We start from the raw sequence: 22527 nt of genomic DNA, 5'->3' as shown, positions 1-22527 counted from the left end.
TGATTGGCCATTGAGCGCGCAGAGCTGCGCAGGGAATACTCGTCGGGACATGTGATTGGCGTCATACCCTGTAGACGCCCCCCAGGCTCGATTCGTGAGCCGTGTCAGCGACGACACCCAGGAGGCATCCATGAGCGTGAACCAGCGCTCCGCCGGCAGCACCGACACCTCACTGCTCAAGAAGATCGTGTCCGCCTCGATGGCGGGCACGGTGGTCGAGTGGTACGACTTCTTCCTCTACGCGACAGCGTCCACGATCGTGTTCAACAAGATCCTGCTGCCCAAGATGGGCAACGAGTACGACGCGATCATCGCCGCATTCCTCACCTACGCCGTGGGCTTCATCGCGCGCCCGCTCGGCGGCATCGTGTTCGGGCAGATCGGCGACCGGATCGGGCGCAAGCAGACGCTCCAGATCACCATCATGCTCATCGGCGTTGCCACAGTGCTCATGGGCTGCCTCCCGACCTACGCCCAGATCGGTGTCTGGGCGCCGATCCTCTTGGTCGTCCTCCGCTTCGTCCAGGGCCTCGCGCTCGGCGGCGAGTGGGGCGGCGCGGTACTCCTCGTGGCGGAGCATGCCCCGGACCGCGAGCGCGCCTTCTGGGCGTCATGGCCGCAGGCGGCCGTGCCGCTGGGCAACGTCCTGGCGACTGCAGTCCTGTGGCTCATGACGACTGCCCTCTCCGCCGACGCCTTCCTCGCGTGGGGCTGGCGCGTTGCCTTCTGGCTCTCGGCCGTTGTCGTGGTCGTGGGCTACGTGATCCGCACCAAGATCGACGAAGCCCCGATCTTCAAGGCCGCCAAGGCGGAGCTGGAGACCGAGAAGGCCGCGGGCTACGGCGTGTTCGAGGTCCTCAAGCGCTACCCCCGGGGCGTCCTCGTGGGCATGGGCCTGCGGTTCGCGGAGAACATCCTGTACTACCTCGTGGTCACGTTCTCGATTGTGTACCTCGGCACCGGCCTGAAGATGAACACCGGCTCCATCCTCGGAGTCATCGCGATCGCCCACATCTTCCACTTCTCGATCATTCCGGTGATCGGCCGGTTCGCCGACCGGGTCGGCCGCAGGCCCGTCTACCTCGCCGGCGCAATCCTGGGCGGCACGTGGGGCTTCTGGGCCTTCCCGGCCTTCGGCACGCAGAACGTCTTCGTGATCCTGTTGACCATCATCGTGGGCCTCGTGTTCCATGGGCTCATGTACTCGGGCCAGCCGGCCATCATGGCCGAGATGTTCCCCACCCGCATGCGGTACTCCGGTGTTTCGATCGCCTATCAGGTCACATCGATCGTCGCCGGGTCCCTCGCGCCGGTCTTCGCGACCGAGTGGCTCAAGGCCACGGGCTCGTGGTGGCCCACAGCGGTCTACCTCGCCGCCGCCGGCGTGGTCACCCTCGTGGCAGTGCTCGCGATGCGCGAGACCAAGGGTGCCTCGCTCCACGACCTTGACGCCGCCGACGCGGCCCGCGTCCAGGGAACTGCCTCCGAAGCCGAGGCCCGCGCATGAGCCTCGAGGGGCGCAAGGCGCTCGTCACGGGAGGCGCCGCAGGCATCGGGGCTGCCATCGCACGGGGGCTTGCAGAGAAGGGCGCCCACGTGGTGGTCGCGGACCTCGACGGCGATGCCGCGGAGAAGCTGGCCTCCGAGATCAACGGAAGCGCGTGGGCCGTGGACCTCCTCGACACGACGCCGCTGGAGACGCTGCGCCTCGACTGCGACGTCCTGGTGAACAACGCCGGCATCCAGAAGGTTGCCCCGATCGAGGAATTCGATCCCGAGGCCTTCCGGCGGATCCAGCGGCTCATGGTCGAGGCGCCGTTCCTCCTGGTCCGCGCCGCGCTGCCGCATATGTACGAGACGGGCTGGGGCCGAGTCGTGAACCTTAGCTCGGCCCATGGCCTCCGTGCCTCGGCCTTCAAGAGTGCCTACGTGACCGCGAAGCACGCGCTCGAGGGCCTCTCGAAGGTCACGGCGCTCGAGGGTGCTCCCCATGGGGTGACCTCGAACTGCATCAACCCCGGCTATGTCCGCACCGCCCTCGTGGAGGCGCAGATCAAGGACCAGGCCGCCACGCATGGCATCCCCGAGTCCGAGGTCCTCGAGAAGGTCATGCTCACCGAGATGGCCATCAAGCGGCTCGTCGAGCCGAGGGAGGTCGCCTCGCTGGCCTGCTGGCTCGCCTCGGACGACGCCGCGATGGTCACCGGCGCGAGCTACACGATGGACGGCGGCTGGTCGGCCCGGTAAGTGCGTGAGTGATCGGAGCGCCGGGGTTTCGACCCCGGCGCTCCGTAGTATCTGGCCGGTGTCTGGTACCGCGGACAGTAGGCGTACGACGGCGGATGCGCACGCGCCGTCGTACGCGCCACACTGGTGGTGGTCCGGTATCACAGATGGTGCCGCAGTCAGAGGAACAGGCAGAGAAGCAGAAGGAGTCCCTCGATGGCCGTGGCCCCCAGTGAGGCGCGCGAGAAGTCCAAGGTTCCCGCCGCCGAGAGCACGCTGCGCATCCTCCGGCTGCTGGCCTCGCGTCGCGGCCCACAGCCGGCGTCGGCCATCGCGACGCAGCTCGGACTGCCGCGATCCACGGTGTACCACCTGCTCGCGGTGATGGAGGAGAACGGCTTCGTGATGCATCTCGCCGAGGAACAGCGGTACGGGCTCGGGATCGGGGCGTTCGAGCTCTCGAGCGCCTACTCCCGGCAGGAGCCGCTCTCCCGCCTGGGCCGGCCGGTGCTTGCCGCGCTCGTCGACGCGCTGGGCGAGAGCGCCCACCTCGCAGTGCTGCACGGCCGCGATGTGCTGTATATCGTCGAGGAGCGTGCCAAGAACCGCCCCTCGCTCGTGACGGACGTGGGCGTGCGGCTCCCGAGCCACCTCACCGCGAGCGGCCGGGCCGTCCTGGCCGCGCTCCCGAAATCGCAGGTCCGGGCGCTCTACCCCAACACGGCGGCCTTCTCCTCCCGCACTGACGAGGGCGAGCAGATCCGCTCCTACTCGGCACTGCAGTCCGAGCTCGACCGGGTGCGCCAGCGGGGCTATGCGACCGAGGCCGGCGAGGTCACGCCCGGACTCGCCTCGGTTGCCGCCGCCGTGCGCGACCACACCGGCTGGCCCGCCGCCGCCGTGGCCGTCACCTTCGAGTCCGAGTGCGTGCCTGCCCAGCGCCGGGAGGAACTCGCGCAGCGGGTGGCCAAGGTGGCCGGCGAGCTGGCGGCAAGGATCTACGGCCGAGGCTGAACCCCAGAAGTGCGCTCGAGCGGTGCGTGACGTATGGTGTGGATCACATCGATGCCTCCATGCGGCGTCTGTTGGTGCTGTCGCGTGGTCCTTGCCGGCGGGCATCCTGCGTAAGGGGGCATGCGTGGCGGGTGAGGGTTGGCGGAGGGCGGTCCGATGGATCCGACTGCCCCGACACAGGTGGACGAAGGCCCTCCTCGCTGCGGCAGTTGTCGTCCTGCTCGTCAGCGCGGGCGCCACCGCCTATGTGGCCCAGGTGGCCTCGCGGTTCAACGCCAATGTGCATCGCTCCGACGCCCTGGCGCGCGGCATGGCCGACGAGACTCCCAGCGCATCGCCGTCATCCTCTGTGCCGAAGCTGTCCAAGGACACCAACATCCTCATCATGGGCCTCGACTCGAGACTCGACGAGAATGGCCAGCCGCTCCCGCAGGACATCCAGGACGCTCTCCACGCCGGCGACGACTCGGCAGGGTTCTACAACGCGAACGTCCTCATGCTCGTGCACGTCCCTGCGGACGGCTCACGCTCCACGGCGATCTCCATCCCGCGCGATGACTACGTCAAGACCGCCGGATTCTCCGGTGCCGGGTTCAAGACCAAGATCAAGGAGGCATACAGCTACGGGTTCGCGATCGAGGAGGCGGCTCGCCAGGAGCAGGGTAAACCGTACGACTATCAAGCGGCCCGCGACGCTGGGCGCGCGGCACAGATCGCCACGGTGTCCAAGTTCCTCGGAGGCGTCAGGATCGACCATTTCGTCGAGGTCACCATGGTGGCGTTCTACCAAGTGGCCCTCGCGATCCAGCCCATCACCGTGTGCGTCAACCACGCCACCCAGGACACGTTCTCGGGAGCTGACTTCAAGGCCGGGGTGCAGCAGATCAATGCGCAGCAGGCCATGGCATTCGTTCGCCAGCGCCGAGATACCTCCGACCCCACGTACGACTTCAATGACCTCGACCGCACACGCCGCCAACAGGCGTTCATTGTCTCCGTGCTGCATCAGCTCAAGCAGGCCGGAACGTTAACGAACCTCCCGCGGATGGAGTCCGTGCTGGACGCGGTGAGCAAGAACATGGCCGTGGACCGCGACCTCGACCTGCTCATGCTCGCCCAGCAGGCCAGCTCCCTCACCGGCGGGAACGTCTCCTTCACCACGTTGCCAATCGTGCGCTTCGGGACTGCGCCCGACGGCGCGTCGGTCAATGTCGTCGACGTTGAGCAGGTGCAGGGCATCGTCCGCGACCTTCTCGCGCCGCAGCCCCAACGCACGACGACGCCGTCCCCCACCGCCGCTTCGACCTCGCCGGGGTCGGAAGCATCCTCCGGCCAGGCGCAGCCAGGGGCGACCGATCCAGTGGCGGGCACCACGGGCGGCGAGACGGGCTCCGGGGGTGGGGACGCGCCGTCGTCCGCGGGGGCCGGCGAGAGTGCGTCGGCGAGCTCTGCGCCGAGCCCGAGCACCTACACCGACTGGCAGGGTGCACTCCAAGGCGGCAGTGTCCCCTGCGTCAAGTAGGGGTGGAAGGCTGGTCACTAGAGACCGGCGTCTCATGGTGGTGCAGTAGCGTGACTTCATGATCCTGCGGCAATTCTCCGAGGCCGAACGCGACATCGTGATCGCGTTGTCGCACGCGGTGGGCCTCACCCGTCCGTGGAACGATCCGGGCAAGGACATCGACCGCGCGATGGCCACGTGGCCCGACCTGTTCGTCGTCGCGGAGTCTGGCCTCCCGGACGGCGGCGACCGGGTGCACGGCGAGGGCGTGCGCGGCGAAGAGGCGGCTGCCAGCAAGGTGGTGGGCACGGTGATGGCCGGCTACGACGGACATCGGGGCTGGGTGTACTACCTCGCAGTCGTGCCCGAGAGGCAGGGCGAGGGGATCGGCCGCGCTCTCCTGGCCGAGGCGGAGGCTCGGCTCACAGCGCTCGGGTGCCCCAAGATCATGCTCATGGTCCGCCGCGGCAATGACGGGGCTCACGGCTTCTACACGGAGCTGGGGTACCGGGAGGACGAGGTTGTCACGTACGGGAAGCGGCTCATCGGGGACTGAGGCGCGGCCGACATGAGCCGCCGCGGGGCGTCGGAGCCCCGCGACCGTCAGTGACGAGTGACCATCGGGCGGCGAGCGATGCGATGAGTCTGGAGCTCCAGACATGAGCCTCCCGAACGCACTGTTTCGGTCCGCCTTGGCGCGGTGTCATAGATGCAGAGGGCCATTCGGCCCAACAGACAGCGCCCGCACATCACCATGCAGGAGGTCACGATGACCACCACCGATCCGACCCATACGGCCCCGGCTCACAAAGCCGACTTCACCACCGGCGCCCGCCCGGTCCGGGCCCCGCGGGGCACGGAGATCACGGCCAAGTCCTGGCAGACCGAGGCGCCGATGCGCATGCTCATGAACAACCTCGATCCCGAGGTGGCCGAGCGGCCCGACGAGCTCGTGGTCTACGGCGGCACGGGCCGTGCCGCGCGGTCGTGGAAGGCGTTCGACGCGATCATCGCGACCCTGAAGGACATGGACGACGACGAGACGCTCCTCGTGCAGTCCGGCAAGCCGGTGGGCGTCTTCCGCACCAACACGTGGGCCCCACGCGTGCTGATCGCCAACTCGAACCTCGTGGGCGATTGGGCGAACTGGCCCGAGTTCCGCCGACTTGAGGCCGAGGGCCTCATGATGTACGGGCAGATGACGGCCGGCTCGTGGATCTACATCGGCACGCAGGGGATCCTTCAGGGCACGTACGAGACGTTCGCGGCCGTTGCCCAAAAGCGGTTCAACGGCAGCCTCAAGGGCACCCTGACGCTCACTGGCGGATGCGGCGGAATGGGCGGCGCGCAGCCGCTCGCGGTGACGCTCAACGGCGGCGCTGTCCTCATCGTCGACGTTGACGAGGCACGCCTCCGCCGCCGCGCGGGCAAGCGGTACCTCGACGAGGTCGAGACGGACCTCGACGCCGCCCTCGCGAGGGTCGTCGCCGCGAAGGCCGAGGGCCGGGCGCTCTCCGTCGGCTTCGTGGGCAACGCTGCAGAGGTCTTCCCCGAGATCCTGCGCCGCCACCGCGCCGGCGAGCTCACCGTGGACATCGTCACGGACCAGACCTCCGCGCACGATCCGCTCAGCTACCTGCCCACCGAGTACACGGTCGACCAGTGGCACCACGAGGCCGAGTCGGACCCGGACGGCTTCACGAAGAAGGCCCAGAACGCCATGGCCCGGCACGTCCAAGCCATGGTCGAGTTCCAGGATGAGGGCGCCGAGGTGTTCGACTACGGTAACTCGATCCGGGACGAGGCCCGCAAGGGCGGCTACGCCCGGGCCTTCGATTTCCTCGGGTTCGTGCCCGCGTATATCCGTCCCCTGTTCTGCGAGGGCCTCGGGCCCTTCCGCTGGGTGGCACTCTCCGGCGATCCAGAGGACATCCGGGTCACCGACCAAGCCCTCAAGGAGCTGTTCCCCGAGAACGAGCACCTGCACCGCTGGATCGACGCGGCCGAGGAGTTCGTCGAGTTCGAGGGCCTCCCCGCACGCATCTGCTGGCTCGGCTACGGCGAACGCCACAAGGCTGGCCTCCTCTTCAACCAGTTGGTCGCGGAGGGCAAGGTCAAGGCGCCGATCGTGATCGGCCGCGATCACCTCGACTCCGGCTCGGTTGCCTCCCCCTACCGGGAGACCGAGGGCATGAAGGACGGGTCCGACGCGATTGCGGACTGGCCGCTCCTCAACGCCCTCACCGCCGCGTCATCGGGCGCCACCTGGGTCTCGATCCACCACGGCGGAGGCGTGGGGATCGGTCGCTCGATCCACGCCGGCCAGGTCTCCGTGGCAGACGGCACCGAGCTCGCCGCGGCAAAGCTCGCCGCCCTCCTCACCAACGATCCCGGTATGGGCGTGATCCGGCACGTCGACGCCGGCTACGAGCGCGCCATCGAGGTCGCCGCCGAGCGCGGCGTCAAGATCCCGATGGCTCCGGACGCCGGCACGGCGAAGTAAAGGAACACCTGACATGACACTCACCGCTCCCGAAACCCGCCTCCCTACCGAGGTGACCCTCTCCACGCACGGGCTCACGGCCGAAGACGTCGTCGCGGTCGCCCGCCACGGCGCGAAGGTAACGGTCGCGCCCGAGGCGCTCGACGCCGTCGCCCGCGTCCGTGCCCACGTGGAGGCGCTCGCCGCGTCCGAGACACCGGCCTACGGCATCTCGACGGGTTTTGGCGCACTGGCCAACCTGCATATCCCGCAGGAGAAGCGGACGCAGCTGCAGAAGTCCCTCATCCGTTCGCATGCCGCCGGCATGGGCCCAGCGGTCGAGACCGAGGTGGCCCGCGCGCTCATGCTCCTGCGCGCCAAGACCCTCGCGTCCGGCCGCACCGGCGTGCGCCCGGTGATCCTCGAGACGTTCGTCGCCTTCCTCAACACGGGCATCACCCCCGTGATCCGCGAGTTCGGCTCACTCGGCTGCTCCGGCGACCTCGCCCCGCTTTCGCATGTGGCGCTCGTGCTCATGGGCGAGGGGGAGGCCTTCGGGCCCGACGGCGAGCGGTTCGGCGGCCCCGGCGAGCGTCCCGTTTCGGAGCTGCTCGCCGCGCACGGCATCGAGCCAATCGTCCTGGCGGTGAAGGAGGGCCTGGCGCTCGTCAACGGCACCGAAGGCATGCTCGGCATGCTGCTCATGGCGCTCGCGGATCTCAGGCAGCTCGTGAAGACCGCGGACGTGACGGCCGCGCTGTCCGTGGACGGACTCATGGGTACAGATCAGGTGTTCCTCCCCGAACTACACGCCCCGCTGCGCCCGCACCCGGGGCAGGCGGACTCGGCCGCGAACATGCTTGCGATGCTGCGCGATTCGAAGATCGTCGAGTCCCACAAGCTCGGGGACAACCGCGTCCAGGACGCCTACTCGCTGCGCTGCGCCCCGCAGGTGGCCGGCGCCGTCCGTGACACGATCGCCCACGCCGACGCCGTGGCCGAGCGGGAGCTCGCGGCGGCGATCGACAACCCGGTGGTCCTTCCCGACGGGCGAGTTTCCAGCAACGGCAACTTCCACGGTGCCCCGGTGGCGTATGTGCTGGACTTCCTCGCGATCGCGGTCGCGGACCTGGCCTCGATGTCCGAGCGCCGCACCGACCGCATGCTGGATCCGGCGCGCTCCCACGGACTCCCGGCGTTCCTGGCGCATGATCCGGGCGTGGACTCGGGCCTCATGATCGCGCAGTACACGCAGGCCGGGCTTGTCTCGGACTGCAAGCGGCTGGCCGTCCCTGCGTCCGTGGACTCGATCCCCAGCTCCGCGATGCAGGAGGACCACGTGTCCATGGGCTGGCATGCCGCGCGCAAGCTACGCAAGGCTGTCGAGAACCTGCGCCGCGTCCTCGCCATCGAGCTCGTGACGGCGGCCCGCGCGATCGACATCCGCCGCGAGGTGTCCGACGGCGCGCTGGTCCCCGGGCCGGGCGGCGCGGCTGCTATCGAGGTGCTCCGCCGGTCGGTCCCCGGCCCTGGCACGGACCGGTTCATGTCCCCGGAGCTCGAGGCAGCGGACCAAACCCTTGCTGGTGGCGAGTTCCTCGCGGCCGTGAGTGCCGCCGTCGGCGGCCTCCGCTGACCCACGCTTGGGGGTGCTGTCGGACTGCACAGCGGTTTTGGCAAACCGTGGTCGAACCCTACATGGCGACGCGCCGCAGAAGTCGATAGAAACGAGGAGTCGGCCGTCGCAGGCGGACACTGGGGGGGCATCAAGCGCGGAACCTGCAACCCGGAAGAACGACGTTTTGCTGATGATCTACACAAAGGAGTGGAGAGCAATGAAGGCACGTGGAGCGGTCGTGTCCCGACGGGGCGCCTACCAGGCGCCAGTGGAGAACTGGGCTGAGCTCGCGGTGGGGGAAGTTGTTGAGGTCTTGAGGCACGCGCAGGTCGTGTCCCGCGGAACGGTCGAGGAGGTCTCGCTGAGCGGAAACGTCATGTGGATCCACTCGGACGGCCCGCACGACCGCCAGCTGTGCCTCAAGTCTGATGGGGTGATTGTCCGCCGCGGCTGAGTACCAGCTGCAGCTGCCCCTGGCGAGGCCTGCAACGTGCAGGAGGCCCGCACCACAGACAGGTGCGGGCCTCCTCTGCTGCCGCCGATCAGCCCAGAATCGTGTCCACGAGCCGTGCGGCGACTCGCGCCGTGCGGCCATCGATATCGAAGGCCGGGTTCAGTTCGGCGATGTCAGCGTGGAGCAGCTTCCCGCTCGCGGCCACCCGGCGCACGACGGCGATGATCACCGGCAGCGGCACGCCCACCGCGGCGGGGGCGGATACCCCGGGAGCTGCGTCCGCGGGGAGCACGTCGAGGTCGATGGTCAGGTAGACGGCGTCGAGGTCGGCGAGGAAGTCCTCGACGAACGCCTCTGCGGTCTGCCGGGTCGTGTACTCGTCGAGGAGGTAGCGGACGTTGAGCGCGTCGGCCCGCTCGAACAGTGCCCGCGTGTTGTTGGGCCGGGAGATGCCGATGGCGGCGTACTGCAGGTCCCTCCCCTCGCCGGCCTCGGCGCGGGCCATCTGCAGGAACGGTGTGCCGGAGGTCGCATGGTCCTCGGCACGGAGGTCGAAGTGCGCGTCGAGATTGAGCACCCCAAGGCGCGCACCACCCGAGCGCTCCGACTCAGCGACCCCGAGGTAGCTCGCGAACGCGGTCTCGTGGCCGCCCCCGAGCCCCACCGTGAGCGCGCCGGCGTCGAGCGCCGCGGCGAGCACCGAGCCGAAGCGTTCCTGGCCGCCTTCGAGGTCGCCCGGGAACTCGTCCCCGCCCGTCACCACGGAGACGTCCCCGGCGTCGAACACCTCGCGGTCGAGGTGGAACGCGAGCGGGCCGAGCGCGGCCCGGATGGCACCGGGGCCCTCGGCCGTACCAAGACGGCCCTTGTTGCGCCGTACCCCCTCCTCGGAGCGAAAGCCGAGCAGCACCGCCGGAGCCCGCCGCTCGCCGTCGTGCGCCTCCCGCCCTGGCCGAGCGAGAGCCGCGGCCACCGCCTCGGGCGAGTACGGCATCACGGCCTGCCACCAGCGGCGGTGTTCGGGGGAGTCGCCGTCGTCGCGGCCCATCCACGGCTCACAGGGGATGTCGACTGTCGCGGGGGGGACAGGAGCTTCGCTCATCCACCCAGCACACCGCATCCGCACCCCATCGCGCCAGAGCCCACGGCCGTGCGTGTCCGGCACTCCGTACTGGATGCCCGAGATTGGTGCCTGATGTCCCTCGCCTGAACGCTCCCCGAGGGGCAGGATAGGGGCATCGACGCTGCTGACTGGGGAAGATGACCAGGAGGAACACATGTCGGGCAAAGGCACCACCGCTTCGCCGAAGGGCGCCGCCGCGGCGACGGTGAACCGCTCAGAGATGATCCGGAATGTGGCTCTCGTAGGCCACTCGGGCGCAGGCAAGACCATCCTGCTTGAGGCGATCTTGGCCTCGACCGGGGCGATCGGCCGCATGGGAACCATCGCTGACGGCACCACCGTGAGCGATTCCGACCCAGCGGCCGTGCACCAGCAGCGCTCCGTGACCTTGTCCGTTGCCCCGGTCATGTCCGGCGAGGTCAAGGTCAATCTGCTCGACACCCCCGGGTACGCGGACTTCGTGGGCGAGCTGCGCGCAGGGCTCCGTGCGGCGGACGGTGCCCTGTTCGTGGTCTCCGCCGCTGAGGACATCGACGCCGCGACGATTGCCCTGTGGGGCGAGTGCGAGCGCGTGGGCATGCCCCGCGCCGTCGTGATCAGCAAGCTCGACCACCCGCGGGCGGACTACTACGCCGCGCTCGCTCGTTGTCAGGCCGCGTTCGGGGAATCGGTGCTCCCGCTGTACGTGCCGGTGACGTCCGAGGGCGCGTTGACCGGTCTGCTCGGCCTGCTCACCCGGACCGTCTCGGACTACTCGGCGGGATCATCGGGAGCCGCCTCGTCCGGCGTCGCCCAGATGCCGGAGATGCGGCCGGGACTGCCAGAGGAGATTGCGGGCTGGGACGAGGCGCGCGGGGCGCTCATCGAGGGGATCATCGCCGAGAGCGAGGACGAGACCCTCATGGACCGCTATCTCGGCGGCGAGGACATTGACATCGAGACGATCATCGGCGACCTCGAGAAGGCCGTCTCCCAGGGCTCGTTCTTCCCCGTGGTGCCTACTTCTGCCCTCGGTGCCGGCACGGGCGGCATTGGCACGGCCGAGGTGCTCGAGGTGCTCCGGCGCGGCTTCCCGTCTCCCGTGGAGCACGCGGTGCCCCCCGTGACGGACCTCGACGGCAAGCCTGTCAAGGGGCTGCGCTGCGATCCGGATGGCCCGCTCGTGGGCGAGGTCGTGCGGACCACGGTGGACCCGTTCCTGGGCCGCGTGTGCCTCGTGCGGCTGTTCTCCGGGACCCTGCGCGAGGACACCCCGGTGCACGTGGCCGGACACGGCCTCGCCGAGCGCGGCCACCCGGACCACGACGCGGACGAGCGCCTCGGCCACCTCTACACACCGTTCGGTGCGACCCTGCAGGCTGCACCGTATGCGGTGGCGGGGGACCTGTGCGCTGTCGCGCGTCTCGGTGCGGAGACCGGGGACACGGTGTCCGCCAAGGACACCCCCATGCTGGTTGCGCCGTGGGATATGCCCGAGCCGCTCATGCCGGTGGCGATCGAGGCGGCCTCGCATGGTGACGAGGATGCCCTCGCCAAGAGCCTCGCGAAGGTTGCGGCTGGGGACCCGACCCTCCGGGTTGAGCGGAACGGCGAGACGCACCAGCTGGTCCTGTGGTGCATGGGCGAGGCGCACGCGGATGTGGTGCTCGACCGGCTCCGGGAGCAAGGTGTCAAGCTGCAGACGGTGGACGTCGTCACTTCTCTGCGCGAGACGTTCGCCGCCGCCGCGAGCGGGCATGGGCGGCATGTCAAGCAGTCCGGCGGCCACGGGCAGTATGCCATCTGCGACATCGAAGTCGAGCCGCTAGAGCGGGGCGGGGGCTTCGAGTTCGTGGACCGGATCGTGGGCGGGGTGATCCCGAAGACCTTCATCGAGTCGGTCGAGAAGGGCGTCCGAGCGCAGATGGCCAAAGGCGTCGCGGAGGGCTTTCCCGTGGTGGACATCAAGGTCACGCTCGTGGGCGGCAAGACCCACAGCGTCGATTCCTCTGACGCCGCGTTCCAAGCGGCCGGGGCCCTTGCCCTGCGCGAGGCCGCCGCGGCGACTCGGATCCAGCTGCTCGAGCCCGTTTCATCGGTGACCATCAGTGTCCCGGACGACTATGTGGGGGCGGTCATGAGCGACCTCTCCTCCCGGCGGGGCAGGCTCACAGGCACGGTCTCCTCAGGCGGGGAGCTCACGGACATCTCGGCCGAGGTGCCCGACGCAGAGCTGCTGCGCTACGCCGTCGAGCTCCGCGGCCTCACCGCGGGCACAGGGACCTTCCGCCGGGAGTACCTGCGGCACGACCCCGTGGCCCGGTGAATTCTTGCTGCCGCCGCTGGCCTCTTGCGCCCGGTCATCGCGCGCATCCACGCGTGCAGCGGCGCCCGGCTCGAGCTCCAGGAAGGCTCGTACGGCAAGCCGGATGAGCGCCGAGGGGCCGCGGCGCCGTCGTCAGCCTATGACGACGGCGCCGCGCGCCGGGAAGGGATGGCACGGATCGCGCGGATGGCACGGATCGCGCTGGCAGGTTCAGAAGCCGAGCAGCTTCTCGATGGGACCGATCCCGAAGAAGATGAGGAAGGCCGCTGCGACGGCCCACATGAGCGGATGGATATCCCGCGTCCGCCCCTGGAACAGGCGCACGAGGACGTAGGAGATGAAGCCTGCGCCGAGGCCGTTGGCGATCGAGTAGGTGAAGGGCATGAGGCCGATCGTGAGGAACGCCGGGATCGCGATCCCGAGATCATGCCAGTCGATCTTCGCGACCTGCTGGAACATGAGGAAGCCCACGATCACGAGCGCGGGTGCGACAGCCTCGAACGGCACGAGGTTGATCAGCGGCGTGGCGAACATGGCCAGCAGGAGCATGATGCCTGTGACCACGGAAGCCAACCCGGTGCGGGCGCCCTCGCCGATGCCAGCGCCCGATTCGACGAAGATCTGGTTCGACGAGATTGACGTGCCGCCGCCGGCGATCGCGCCGAACGCGTCGACGAGCAGCACGCGGTCGACGTTGGGAATCTGGCCGTCCGGAGTCATCGACCCGGCCTCGCGGGCCAGGCCCACCATGGTGCCCATCGCGTCGAAGAAGATGCTCAGCAGGATCACGAACGCCATGAGCAGCGCCCCGAGCGTGCCGAGGTGCGTGAACGCACCGAACGGGTCCGCCTGGCCGAAAAGGCCCAGATCCACCGGTGCCACGTTGCCCAGGCCCGGCACCACGAGGGACCATCCGGCTGGGTTCGGCGCCTGTCCAGGAGCAACGGAGGGGCCCACGTGGAAGGCGATCTCGACGATGTTTGCCAGGACCGTCGCCGCGATGATGCCGATGAGCAGCGCGCCACGGACCCTGCGGACCATGAGGGCGATCGTGAGCACGAGCCCGACGACGAACACGAGAGTGGGCCAGCCGACGAGGCGGCCGGCATCGCCGAGTCCGAGCGGGACCGTGGTGCCGGCGGCGTCCGGGATGCGGCGCACGAATCCCGCGTTCACGAGCCCGATCAGGGCGATGAAGACGCCGATGCCCACCACGATGGCCGTCTTGAGCCCCTCCGGAACGGCCTTGAACACCGCCGTGCGGAAGCCGGTGAGCACGAGCACGAACATCACCACGCCGGCCACGAGCACGAGGCCCATCATGTCCGGCCAAGTCACGTCCGGGTGTGTGGCCACCGTCACGGCCACGAACGCGTTGACGCCCAGGCCCGTGGCCAGCGCGAACGGGTGCTTGGCCCACACGCCCATGAGGATCGTCAGGATCCCGCCCACGAGCGCGGTCATCGCTGCGACACGCGGAATGCCAAGATGACTGCCGGCCGCGTCGGCTCCGGAGAGGATCAGCGGGTTCAGGACCACAATGTAGCTCAGCGCGAAGAACGTCGCGAGGCCACCGCGGATCTCGCGACCGACGGTCGAGCCGCGGTCGGTGATCTTGAAGTACCGGTCGACTGCCGATGCCATGGGCGCTCCTGTACGCGGGGGGGGGGGGATGAAGAGGGACCAAGTCCGTGGTGCCGGCCCTGAGGCCGGGTCAATCCTACTCGCCAGTTGTTCTACATTCGGTCGAAACCTAGGCTGGTGTGATGCACATCCTCCGACGCGCGCTGGCTGCGCTCGCCGCCATTGTCCTCATTCTCGTGGCCCCGGCCCCAGCGTTCGCCCACGACGCGCTGGAAGGTTCGGCGCCGACGTCGGGCGCCACCGTGGCGAGTGTCCCCACCGAGGTGCGCCTTGATTTCAGTGAGACGCCCCTCGGCGTCGGCGCCGAGGTCCGAGTCACCGATGCGTCCGGCACGAGCTGGGCCGACGGCGCCCCCCAGGTGATCGACCGCAGCGCCCACCAGAAGCTCCGGCCCGGCGGCCCCGCGGGCGAGTACAAGGTGGTGTGGCGGGTGGTCTCCTCGGACTCGCACCCTATCGAGGGCACCTTGACGTTCACCGCCACCTCTGCCGGCAGTGGTGCAGGCACGACGCCGGCCGCCGTGCCTGGCGCGTCGACCTCGCCGAGCGCTGCAGCCGGGGCGGAGATCCAGCCATCCCGGCCTGGGACCGCCCAGACGCCCCCGGCGGCGCCGGCAGTGCAGTCTGAGCAGTTCCCGTGGATCATCGTGGTGTTCGCGGTCGTGGCTGTAGGCCTGCTTGCCGCGCTCGGGATCGGCGCGCGGCGTCGGCTCGCGCGCGGGAACGACGGGTCCGAGGAGGGCTGATCCTCGACGCTGCCGGGCTACCCGCGCGTGGGCTGATCAGGCGGGTTGGAGCCCTGCGCCGACGCGGGCGGCGACATCCGCCCCCACGTGCTTGGCCTGCCGGAGGACTTCCCGTGTGCTCGGGGCGGCGAGTCCTGTCACACCCACGAGGTACAGGCCGATCTCGCCCAGGCCCTCCAGCAGGTGGTCGCCGAGGGAGTAGCCCAGCTCCCCGAGGAAGCGGCGGAGCTGGTTGTGTGCGCAGCGGGTGAGGACTACGGCGTCCGCGAGCAGGAGCCCGGTGTCTGTCCGTACGCCCCAGCGGGCCGCCGCATCGCCGTGGGGCCCCTCCGTCAGGGCGAGGTGGCGGGCCACGGTGTGGTGGCGGACGTCGAGTCCATGGCTCACGGCGTACTTGCGGAGGTGGCGCAGTACGTCCAGGTACTCAGCGGACTCAGCGCTCGAGAGGTCAGCCACCCGGAGGGCTGACGTCGCTGTGGAGGGTGAGGAGCTCTCGAGGCCGTCCACGGTCACGGCTCGGACACCGGAGCGGCTCAGCTCGGCGGCGACCGCGAGGCCGGACAGGCCCGTGCCTATGACGACGGCGCTCGTGGATTCAGCGTGAGCCTCGCCGTCGCCCCGAGTGCCCTCGAAGCCCGGCGCCGCTGCCTCGAGGACGCGGCTCTCCTGATGGCGCGGCGGCATAGACACGAGCGGATCCTCCTGCGGAGTTCACGGATTTGGTTGCTGCTCGCGCGTTCCCCTCAGACTGCTCGCAGAACACCGCCCGGATCCGAAAGCGTTCTTCCAGAAGGTGGGCGACGGTCTGACCCTACAGAAAATCAGGGGCATTTGGTAGACGGTTTCGGCGTGCCGTAAAGGACCGGGCAGAGGGCCTGCGCAGAGCCCGGAATGGCTCCGGATTCCCACGCTCCGCCAGCCCCGGGGGAGCGGTCGTGCGCCAGGCTTGACCGGCCTGGGAATGCGGTGGAGATTGGCCGTGAGGGCCATGTTAGGCTCGCAGCGAGTTGAGGAGGCAGCCATGGAAGAGCAGCTCCACCCGCAGGACGGCACGCCCGGGCAGGGCCCGGATGGCGAGGATCTTCCCACGGGAATCGTGGTCGGCGTGGACGGTTCGGACCATGGCCGCTGCGCCCTCAAATGGGCGGCGCTCGAGGCCCAGCGCCGCGGGCGGCCTCTCCACGTCGTGACGGCGTACAGCGTGCCCCTTTTCGCCGCGTCGGGGCTCGACGGAGGCTATGCGACGTTCGACGACACGGTGATCCGCGACGGCGCCGAGGCGGTCCTCAAGGAGGCCCTCGACGAGCTCGGCGATGTCCGAGACATCGAGGTCACCTCATCAGTGGAGTCCGGGGATGCCTCGGGCGTTCTCCTCGAGTTCTCCAAGGCAGCCGAGCTGCTGGTGTTCGGTTCGCGGGGCCGAGGCGGATTCGTCGGCCGGCTCCTCGGGTCCGTCTCCAGCGCCCTGCCGGCCCACGCGCACTGCGCCACTGTGACTGTCCCCCTGCGGTTCGCGGAGCGGATCGGGGAGGAGATCGAGGACAAGCACGTCCTCGCCGACCAGGCCAAGGAAGGCCGCACGCAGGTCGAGGACGTCGTGGCCGTGGGCGTCGACGGCTCGGACCAGGCGCGGGTGGCCGTGCTCGTCGCCGCGGAGGAGGCCATGATGCGTGGAATCCCCCTGCGGATCGTGTGCGCAGTGCCGCAGTTCAGCGGCAGCCTCGCATGGGTGCCGGCCCCCGTGGACCGTGAGCAGCTGTTCCAGGACATCCGCGCACAGCTCAAGGCCGGCACCGCGTGGCTCCAGAGCCACTTCCCGAACCTCGAGGTGCAGGTGAGCCTCGTCGACGGCGCCCCCGTGGACGTGCTCGTCGAGGTGTCCCACTCTGTCGACCTCCTCGTCCTCGGCACCCGCGGGCGCGGAGGGTTCGCGGGGATGCTGCTCGGCTCCACCTCGGACGGGGTGCTGCACCACGCGAAGGGCCCCGTCATGGTTGTCCCTGACCACGCCGACGAGCGGATGGGCGATCGGCCGTCGTTCGGCCCGATGCTCACCTCCTAGCCAAGGTGCGGCGCACGACGGCGGCGACCGGCCCGCCGTCGTGCCTCACCTGAGGCTGTGCCCCCCTGAGCCGCTGTACGGTCCGGATTGGGCGAACTATGCGTGCTGCTCGGGCTCGTGCTCCCGGTGAGAGGCCGGCTCGAGCTGGAACGTGCAGTGTTCGGTGTCGAAGTGCTCGCCGAGGCAGTCTTGGAGCCGGTCGAGCACGCGGTCCATGCCCTCGGCCCCGAGCACCGAGTCGTCCACCACCACGTGCGCGGAGAACACCGGCACGCCGGAGGTGATGGTCCAGGCGTGGATGTCGTGGACGTCCTCCACGCCCGGCGCGGAGAGGATGTGCTCACGGATCGTGTCAATGTGCACGCCCTTCGGGGTGGCCTCGAGCAGGACATCGACCACGTCACGCAGGAGCGACCAGGCGCGTGGCACGATGAACACCGCGATCGCGAGGGACGCCGCGGCATCGGCCTGGACCCATCCGGTCAGCACGATCACGAGGCCCGCCACCACCACTGCGAGTGATCCGACGAGGTCCCCGAGCACCTCGAGGTAGGCTCCCCGCACGTTGAGGCTCTCCTTGTGGGCGCCGTGCAGGATCATGAGGCCCGCGATGTTCGCGCCCGCGCCGATCACGGCGCCCGTGAGCATGGGCGCAGTCTGCACCTCCGCTTCGCCCTGGAGGCGGTGTATGCCCTCGATGAAGATCAACACCGCGATCACGAGCAGCACTAGCGCGTTCGCGAGGGCCGCGAGGACCTCGGCCCTCTGGAGGCCGAACGTCCGCTGGTCCGTGGGGGGACGCGCCGCGATCCACGCGGCTATGAGCGCAATGGCGAGGCCAGCGGCGTCCGAGAACATGTGCCCTGCGTCGGCGAGCAGCGCGAGGGAACCCGAGACGAGTCCGGCGACGAGCTGGACCACCACGACCCCGAGGGTGATGGCGAGGACGAGCAGGAGCCGACGCCGGTGCATCCCCGTCGCGGTGGAGGCGCCGCGGCTGTGGGAATGGTCGTGTGGATGGCCCATCTCAGCCCCAGCCCAGTTCATGGAGGCGGGCGTCGTCGATCCCGAAGTGGTGGGCGAACTCGTGGACCACCGTCACGAGGATCTCCTCGACAACATCTTCGCGGGTAGCGCAGACCTCGAGGATGGGTTCCCGGAAGATGGTGATGCGGTCCGGGAGCGAGCCCGCGGCGTACCACTCGCCGCGCTCCGTCAGCGGGGTGCCCTCGTACAGGCCCAGCAGCACCGTGTCCGGATCCTCATGGGTACGCGGGACGTAGCGGTCCTCGATGAAGACGGCCACGTTGTCCATGTGCTTTGCGATGCGCCGGGGGATCGCGTCGAGGGCCGAGTCCACGGCCGCCTCGAACTCGTCCTCGCTCATCCACTGCGCATCCATGCCCACAACTCTACTGAGGTGGTCGGTCTGCTGATTTGTCTGGTCCCGGCGGCCCGCCCTATAGTTTGATGGTCTGGCTGGCCCCCATCGTCTAGTGGCCTAGGACACCGCCCTTTCACGGCGGCGACACGGGTTCGAATCCCGTTGGGGGTACGCAGGATGATGATTTTGGAAGGCCCTTGGGGTCTGCTAGGATCTTAGTCTTGTGAGCGGGGTCAAGCCCGCGAAAAATGAGGCCCTGTAGCGCAGTTGGTTAGCGCGCCGCCCTGTCACGGCGGAGGTCGCGGGTTCAAGTCCCGTCAGGGTCGCTTCGGCGACATGACCACGGTCAGTTGCCTTTCGATGAGCGATCATCGAGGCTCTGTAGCTCAGTTGGTAGAGCGTTCGACTGAAAATCGAAAGGTCACCGGATCGACGCCGGTCGGAGCCACCACAGAAGCCCCACGTCAGCGTGGGGTTTCGTCGTTTAATCGCTCCCTGTCGGACCCCCATCTCGGGGTCTCTGGGCACATTTTGGGCACCAAATATCTGGAGAAGTTCTCCAGATGGTGCCCGTGGGGTTGGCCGTTGAGCGTCGCGTGGGCACGGTGGGCACCGAGGTCATGCGCTGGAGTCGAGTTTGGCGACTGAGTCATTGAGCTTCGCGGCGACGCACCGGCAGACGCGCTCCCGGGATCCTCGACCCGTTCGCAATATATGGCGATGCCGGCGAGGAAGGGCTCAGGAGTCGCCTGAATGAGTTGGACCTCGAACATCTTCGGGACATCGTGGCAGAGCACGGTATGGATCACGACAGGCTCGCCATGAAGTGGAAGGACCCGAACCGCGTCATTGAACGCATTGTCGACAAAGTAGCCGCCCGAGCGACGAAGGGCTCAGCCTTCCGTTCGACGGGCGACTAACACTCTCATCGCAAGGTAGTAAGTCCGGCCGTCATAAACGGCCGTTTCTGCAGACCAGTTCGAGCAAGAAGCGACACGCCGGACTGTGAACCGCGGCGCTAAATGTCGCGATTCTGTGATCGCTAAGTGGCGGTCGGAGCGCCCGATTGGGGATCTCTAAGCGGACGTTGCGCGGCTCGTGGTCCTCACGGGCCGCCTGTCATGTCTGATGGTCGCATCGGCGCCGCCTTCCAGGGTCGCCCTGCCATTTCCGCGTCAAAGCTTTCGTGCGACCCTGATTGCATGGCGACAGACCCACGACTCGTTGCGCAGCGCTGGGTGCGCGCGTTGACCAACCACGATCTCGAGGCGACGGTCTCCTGTTTCGCGCCGAATTACCGCGATACGGCGCCCGCGCGTCGAGGGGAATTTGTTGAGGGGAGAGACCAAGTGCGCGCCAACTTCGGCGCACTGTTCGAGAGCATCATCGACCTGCGCGCCGATCTGCTTGCGACCGCTATCGACGGCGACACAGTATGGATTGAGTGGCGCATGTCCGGCACCCGCGCCGACGGGACGGCCATGGAGTTTGTAGGCGTCAATGTCTTCGATGTCCAAGATGACCATTTCACGGGCGGTCGCATCTACACTGAGCTGGTGCGCGACGCCGGTGGCATTGATTCCCAGATCGAGGAGATGACGCATCGCCGGGACGGGGTGTGATCCTCGCGGGCGCGGGGTCTCGGGGGGAGGCGGGCTTACCGTCTGCCTGACCGGCTGAATTCGGGCATGCGGGGGGATTTAGGACGGCCCGCATCGAGGACGGACACGCGTCCGTTGGCCGGCCGCCAACGGACGCGTCGTGACGCTTTGGATCGCATCCGTGTGATTCGCAACGCTATTTGGCGGGTTTTCGCAGCGGTCAGTGGCCGATGGGGAGAAGCTGAAGCCACTCATCCGAGGACTCAGCGTCACTTCATTGGATCGAGCGGGACCGCCTGCGGTGGTTGCTGTTCCTTGGTCAGGGACAGTCGTATCTCGAGGTGGTGCCCTAGCGCGTTGACGTAGCGCTCTAGCCTGTTGGGCTTGACGTTGCCGCGGGCGCCGGATGCGGCTGTCCGGCCGAGTGCAGCTTCTGAAGGCGCCAGCCGCTATCGGCGCCGATCACGGGCGCCGCGGCGATCCTGCCCGCTGGTGGGGTCCTGCCTCAGGAGACGGCGGACTCGGTCACGACCGGGAGATGCTTCCCGGGGGTGGCGGCGGCCAGTGCTGGCTTCGGCGTGTTCTTGTGGGCAAGCCAGCTGATCAGCGGCGGGGTCAGGAGCATGACGATGAAGAGGCGGATGCTCTGGACGGTCGAGATGGCCGGGAGGTTGGCGTCCAGGGACGCGGCGGTGGCCAGTACCGCGTTGATCCCGCCCGGGGTGGTTGCGAGGTAGGCATCCAGGAGTGGAAGGCCCAGAGCTGCCGAGAATGCCCAGGCCAGGCCCCCGCACGCGAAGCAGACGGCCACCGTCCACAGCAGCACGTGGGGGAACAGCCGACCGATGCTGCGCACCGAGGCCCAGGTGAATCTGAGGCCCACTTCGAGTCCGACCAGGACGAAGAGGAGGCTGCGCAGCGCACCGTCGGGCGCGAAGCCCTGGGCGGTGCCGGTGAAGACGAACAGCGCCGTGATCACCATCGGCCCCAACAGCGCCGGGGCCGGCATCGAGATACGCCGTCCCGCCCTGACGCCGAGGATGCAGACGGCGGCAAGCATGAGCAGGCCCGGGAGCTGATGCGTGTTCTGGGACAGGTGGAGGATCTGATGGGGATCGTCCCACAGCGGGGTGCCACCGGGCCCGGCGTTGCCCCCGCTGACCGGGTGCAGGGCGAAGGCCACGAGGGGCGCGGTGAACGCCACGAGCGCGACCCGGAAGTACTGCGAGAAGGCCACGACGCGGGAGTCGGCGCCGAGGTCGTCCGCGGCGGCGACGACGGCCGCGGAGCCGCCGGGCACGAGGCTCAGTGCGCCGTCGGCAAGGCCGGTCCGGCCCCATCTTGCCAGGAGGGACCCCGCTGCGAGGCACAGGCCGATCGTCAGGACGGTCACGGCGGTCATGGGCAGGGCCGCCGCACCTGCTGACTGCAGGGAGGCCGGTGTGATGTAGCTGCCCATGAGCACCCCGATGCCGGCCTGGGAGGCCACGGCCGCCGGCTTGGGCAGCTGCTTCTTCACGGCCCCCGAGAGGGCGGCAGCAGCCCCGACCAGGAGCGCGAGCAGCAGATGGGGTGCCGGGAGGCCGATGAGCGAACCGGTCTCGCCGAGGGCGAAGGCCGCTCCTCCCGGCGCCAGCCACACGGCGGCAGAGCCCAGACGGGATCGGCTGAGTGTTCCGGCGAGCAGCCGACGTGCCGTTCCCGTTCCGGCGCGGTCGGTGACAACTTGTGTCCTTGGGCTGGGCATCTGCTTCCTCCCGGTCTGGCTGGAGCGGCGCCATTGCCCCGGACCTGAATGACTTTCCGGGGCCCGCCTGACAGGCAGGGGAACCGAGGGATAATTCCAGCTGCCGCCCGGGTGAAGGCTCACGGCGAGACAGTGAAGTGGGCCACCTCTCCCCGAGGGTGGCGAGCACGGTGCGGGCCGATGGGAAAACTCGCCGCCGGCAATTGGCTAGGCGATCCCGAGGAAGACCAGCAGTGCACGCTCGACCTCTGCCAGCTGGGACGGGGCGAGCCTGCCGATGCGGGACTGGACGTTGGAGCGGCGCACGGTTGTGAGCTTGTCGATCATGGCCGGGCTCTCGCACTGGAGCCCGGGCAGTTCCGCGTTGGTGCGTGGGTGGTCGCGGCTCAGGGCCTGAGGAAGTCGACGATTGCGGCGTTCGCCGCGGCCGGATTCTGGACGTGCATAACGTGGCTCGCGTCCGGGATGTCGACGATTCGGCTGTGGGGAAGCAGCTCGTCGAGCCGCTTCGCGAGCAGGCGCAGGACGGCTGGGCTGGTGGAGCCGGTCATCACGAGGGTCGGGCGGGTAACGCTTGCGACGTCCTGCTCGGAGAGCGGCTCGAATCCGCCGTCTGCGAT

20 protein-coding genes and 3 tRNA genes are annotated in these 22527 nt (G+C 68.8%); 15 read left to right on the top strand and 8 right to left on the bottom strand.

Translation table 11 applies throughout. The features are described 5' to 3' along the window. Nucleotides 1–130: 130 nt before the first annotated feature. From LF262_RS05770 to LF262_RS05735, 8 genes are all read left to right on the top strand, one after another. A complete protein-coding gene (locus LF262_RS05770; RefSeq protein ID WP_235779661.1) occupies nucleotides 131–1507 on the top strand; it encodes an MFS transporter in 1377 nt (458 codons plus the stop codon). Beyond that, nucleotides 1504–2247 (top strand): 3-hydroxybutyrate dehydrogenase, encoded by a 744-nt coding sequence (locus LF262_RS05765; RefSeq protein ID WP_235779345.1) that lies wholly within the window; start codon nucleotides 1504–1506, stop codon nucleotides 2245–2247. The genes LF262_RS05770 and LF262_RS05765 overlap by 4 nt, the downstream gene beginning before the upstream one ends. A 195-nt stretch (nucleotides 2248–2442) precedes the next feature. Continuing rightward, a complete protein-coding gene (locus LF262_RS05760; protein ID WP_235779344.1) occupies nucleotides 2443–3240 on the top strand; it encodes an IclR family transcriptional regulator in 798 nt (265 codons plus the stop codon). Between the two features lie 124 nt (nucleotides 3241–3364). Continuing rightward, nucleotides 3365–4762, top strand: a complete 1398-nt coding sequence (locus LF262_RS05755; protein ID WP_235779343.1) for an LCP family protein — start codon at nucleotides 3365–3367, stop codon at nucleotides 4760–4762. Nucleotides 4763–4820: 58 nt separating this feature from the next. Next, nucleotides 4821–5297, top strand: a complete 477-nt coding sequence (locus LF262_RS05750) for a GNAT family acetyltransferase (protein ID WP_235779342.1) — start codon at nucleotides 4821–4823, stop codon at nucleotides 5295–5297. Between the two features lie 213 nt (nucleotides 5298–5510). Next, nucleotides 5511–7244, top strand: a complete 1734-nt coding sequence (hutU, locus tag LF262_RS05745; protein ID WP_235779341.1) for a urocanate hydratase — start codon at nucleotides 5511–5513, stop codon at nucleotides 7242–7244. A gap of 13 nt (nucleotides 7245–7257) precedes the next feature. Further along, nucleotides 7258–8859: a histidine ammonia-lyase gene (gene hutH, locus LF262_RS05740; RefSeq protein WP_235779340.1), complete on the top strand. Its 1602-nt coding sequence runs from the start codon at nucleotides 7258–7260 to the stop codon at nucleotides 8857–8859. A 199-nt stretch (nucleotides 8860–9058) separates the two neighbouring features. Then, nucleotides 9059–9295 carry a hypothetical protein gene (locus LF262_RS05735; protein WP_235779339.1) on the top strand — a complete coding sequence of 79 codons (237 nt, stop codon included), beginning with the start codon at nucleotides 9059–9061 and terminating at the stop codon, nucleotides 9293–9295. 88 nt (nucleotides 9296–9383) lie between these two features. Here the strand turns inward: LF262_RS05735 and hutG are convergent, their stop codons facing one another. Further along, complete coding sequence (gene hutG / locus LF262_RS05730; RefSeq protein ID WP_235779338.1) at nucleotides 9384–10397, bottom strand: formimidoylglutamase; 1014 nt, start codon at nucleotides 10395–10397, stop codon at nucleotides 9384–9386. 175 nt (nucleotides 10398–10572) lie between these two features. Between hutG and LF262_RS05725 the strand changes: the two genes are divergently transcribed. Continuing rightward, a complete protein-coding gene (locus LF262_RS05725) occupies nucleotides 10573–12723 on the top strand; it encodes an elongation factor G-like protein EF-G2 (protein WP_235779337.1) in 2151 nt (716 codons plus the stop codon). Between the two features lie 210 nt (nucleotides 12724–12933). Here the strand turns inward: LF262_RS05725 and LF262_RS05720 are convergent, their stop codons facing one another. Next, a complete protein-coding gene (locus LF262_RS05720) occupies nucleotides 12934–14367 on the bottom strand; it encodes an NCS2 family permease (protein ID WP_235779336.1) in 1434 nt (477 codons plus the stop codon). Nucleotides 14368–14489: 122 nt separating this feature from the next. On the opposite strand from LF262_RS05720, the gene LF262_RS05715 reads away from it, so the two are divergent. Then, nucleotides 14490–15113: a copper resistance CopC family protein gene (locus LF262_RS05715; protein ID WP_235779335.1), complete on the top strand. Its 624-nt coding sequence runs from the start codon at nucleotides 14490–14492 to the stop codon at nucleotides 15111–15113. Nucleotides 15114–15149: 36 nt separating this feature from the next. Here LF262_RS05715 and LF262_RS05710 read toward each other — a convergent pair whose 3' ends face one another. Further along, nucleotides 15150–15797 (bottom strand): FAD-binding protein, encoded by a 648-nt coding sequence (locus LF262_RS05710; protein WP_235779660.1) that lies wholly within the window; start codon nucleotides 15795–15797, stop codon nucleotides 15150–15152. Between the two features lie 337 nt (nucleotides 15798–16134). Here LF262_RS05710 and LF262_RS05705 point away from each other — a divergent pair, with 337 nt between their 5' ends. Further along, nucleotides 16135–17175, top strand: coding sequence for a universal stress protein (locus LF262_RS05705; protein ID WP_235779334.1), 1041 nt, complete (start codon nucleotides 16135–16137; stop codon nucleotides 17173–17175). A 96-nt stretch (nucleotides 17176–17271) separates the two neighbouring features. Here the strand turns inward: LF262_RS05705 and LF262_RS05700 are convergent, their stop codons facing one another. Both LF262_RS05700 and LF262_RS05695 read right to left on the bottom strand, forming a co-directional pair. Further along, nucleotides 17272–18201, bottom strand: coding sequence for a cation diffusion facilitator family transporter (locus tag LF262_RS05700; protein WP_235779333.1), 930 nt, complete (start codon nucleotides 18199–18201; stop codon nucleotides 17272–17274). 1 nt (nucleotide 18202) lies between these two features. Beyond that, nucleotides 18203–18577: a metallopeptidase family protein gene (locus tag LF262_RS05695; RefSeq protein ID WP_235779332.1), complete on the bottom strand. Its 375-nt coding sequence runs from the start codon at nucleotides 18575–18577 to the stop codon at nucleotides 18203–18205. Nucleotides 18578–18657: 80 nt separating this feature from the next. Here LF262_RS05695 and LF262_RS05690 point away from each other — a divergent pair. The 4 genes from LF262_RS05690 to LF262_RS05675 all read left to right on the top strand — a co-directional run bounded on the left by LF262_RS05690 (nucleotide 18658) and on the right by LF262_RS05675 (nucleotide 20181). Continuing rightward, a tRNA-Glu gene (locus LF262_RS05690) sits at nucleotides 18658–18730 on the top strand. Between the two features lie 81 nt (nucleotides 18731–18811). Next, nucleotides 18812–18885: transfer RNA gene (locus LF262_RS05685), tRNA-Asp, on the top strand. A gap of 49 nt (nucleotides 18886–18934) precedes the next feature. After that, nucleotides 18935–19010: transfer RNA gene (locus LF262_RS05680), tRNA-Phe, on the top strand. 751 nt (nucleotides 19011–19761) lie between these two features. Next, nucleotides 19762–20181, top strand: coding sequence for a nuclear transport factor 2 family protein (locus tag LF262_RS05675; protein ID WP_235779331.1), 420 nt, complete (start codon nucleotides 19762–19764; stop codon nucleotides 20179–20181). A 484-nt stretch (nucleotides 20182–20665) separates the two neighbouring features. On the opposite strand, the gene LF262_RS05670 is transcribed toward LF262_RS05675, so the two are convergent. The 3 genes from LF262_RS05670 to LF262_RS05660 form a co-directional block, all read right to left on the bottom strand. Further along, complete coding sequence (locus LF262_RS05670; RefSeq protein WP_235779330.1) at nucleotides 20666–21907, bottom strand: AbrB family transcriptional regulator; 1242 nt, start codon at nucleotides 21905–21907, stop codon at nucleotides 20666–20668. Nucleotides 21908–22114: 207 nt separating this feature from the next. Continuing rightward, entirely contained in the window at nucleotides 22115–22264 is a 150-nt protein-coding gene (locus tag LF262_RS05665; protein ID WP_372462751.1) for a type II toxin-antitoxin system PemK/MazF family toxin, read from the bottom strand. A gap of 29 nt (nucleotides 22265–22293) precedes the next feature. Beyond that, a partial coding sequence (locus tag LF262_RS05660) for an alpha/beta fold hydrolase (RefSeq protein WP_235779328.1) occupies nucleotides 22294–22527 on the bottom strand: 234 nt, incomplete at its 5' end.

It is taken from the genome of Sinomonas notoginsengisoli (assembly GCF_021554725.1).
GTDB lineage: Bacteria > Actinomycetota > Actinomycetes > Actinomycetales > Micrococcaceae > Sinomonas > Sinomonas notoginsengisoli.
This window is presented reverse-complemented; position numbering and strand designations above follow the sequence as displayed.

Bases quoted from the DNA above. Each gene is read 5' to 3' on its own strand.
- hutU (WP_235779341.1), top strand. From the start codon at position 5,511: ATGACCACCACCGATCCGACCCATACGGCCCCGGCTCACAAAGCCGAC.
- LF262_RS05675 (WP_235779331.1), top strand. From the start codon at position 19,762: ATGGCGACAGACCCACGACTCGTTGCGCAGCGCTGGGTGCGCGCGTTG.
- LF262_RS05725 (WP_235779337.1), top strand. From the start codon at position 10,573: ATGTCGGGCAAAGGCACCACCGCTTCGCCGAAGGGCGCCGCCGCGGCG.
- LF262_RS05765 (WP_235779345.1), top strand. From the start codon at position 1,504: ATGAGCCTCGAGGGGCGCAAGGCGCTCGTCACGGGAGGCGCCGCAGGC.
- hutG (WP_235779338.1), bottom strand. From the start codon at position 10,397: ATGAGCGAAGCTCCTGTCCCCCCCGCGACAGTCGACATCCCCTGTGAG.
- LF262_RS05735 (WP_235779339.1), top strand. From the start codon at position 9,059: ATGAAGGCACGTGGAGCGGTCGTGTCCCGACGGGGCGCCTACCAGGCG.
- LF262_RS05705 (WP_235779334.1), top strand. From the start codon at position 16,135: ATGGAAGAGCAGCTCCACCCGCAGGACGGCACGCCCGGGCAGGGCCCG.
- hutH (WP_235779340.1), top strand. From the start codon at position 7,258: ATGACACTCACCGCTCCCGAAACCCGCCTCCCTACCGAGGTGACCCTC.
- LF262_RS05670 (WP_235779330.1), bottom strand. From the start codon at position 21,907: ATGCCCAGCCCAAGGACACAAGTTGTCACCGACCGCGCCGGAACGGGA.
- LF262_RS05770 (WP_235779661.1), top strand. From the start codon at position 131: ATGAGCGTGAACCAGCGCTCCGCCGGCAGCACCGACACCTCACTGCTC.
- LF262_RS05710 (WP_235779660.1), bottom strand. From the start codon at position 15,797: ATGCCGCCGCGCCATCAGGAGAGCCGCGTCCTCGAGGCAGCGGCGCCG.
- LF262_RS05760 (WP_235779344.1), top strand. From the start codon at position 2,443: ATGGCCGTGGCCCCCAGTGAGGCGCGCGAGAAGTCCAAGGTTCCCGCC.
- LF262_RS05750 (WP_235779342.1), top strand. From the start codon at position 4,821: ATGATCCTGCGGCAATTCTCCGAGGCCGAACGCGACATCGTGATCGCG.
- LF262_RS05700 (WP_235779333.1), bottom strand. From the start codon at position 18,201: ATGGGCCATCCACACGACCATTCCCACAGCCGCGGCGCCTCCACCGCG.
- LF262_RS05720 (WP_235779336.1), bottom strand. From the start codon at position 14,367: ATGGCATCGGCAGTCGACCGGTACTTCAAGATCACCGACCGCGGCTCG.
- LF262_RS05695 (WP_235779332.1), bottom strand. From the start codon at position 18,577: ATGGATGCGCAGTGGATGAGCGAGGACGAGTTCGAGGCGGCCGTGGAC.
- LF262_RS05715 (WP_235779335.1), top strand. From the start codon at position 14,490: ATGCACATCCTCCGACGCGCGCTGGCTGCGCTCGCCGCCATTGTCCTC.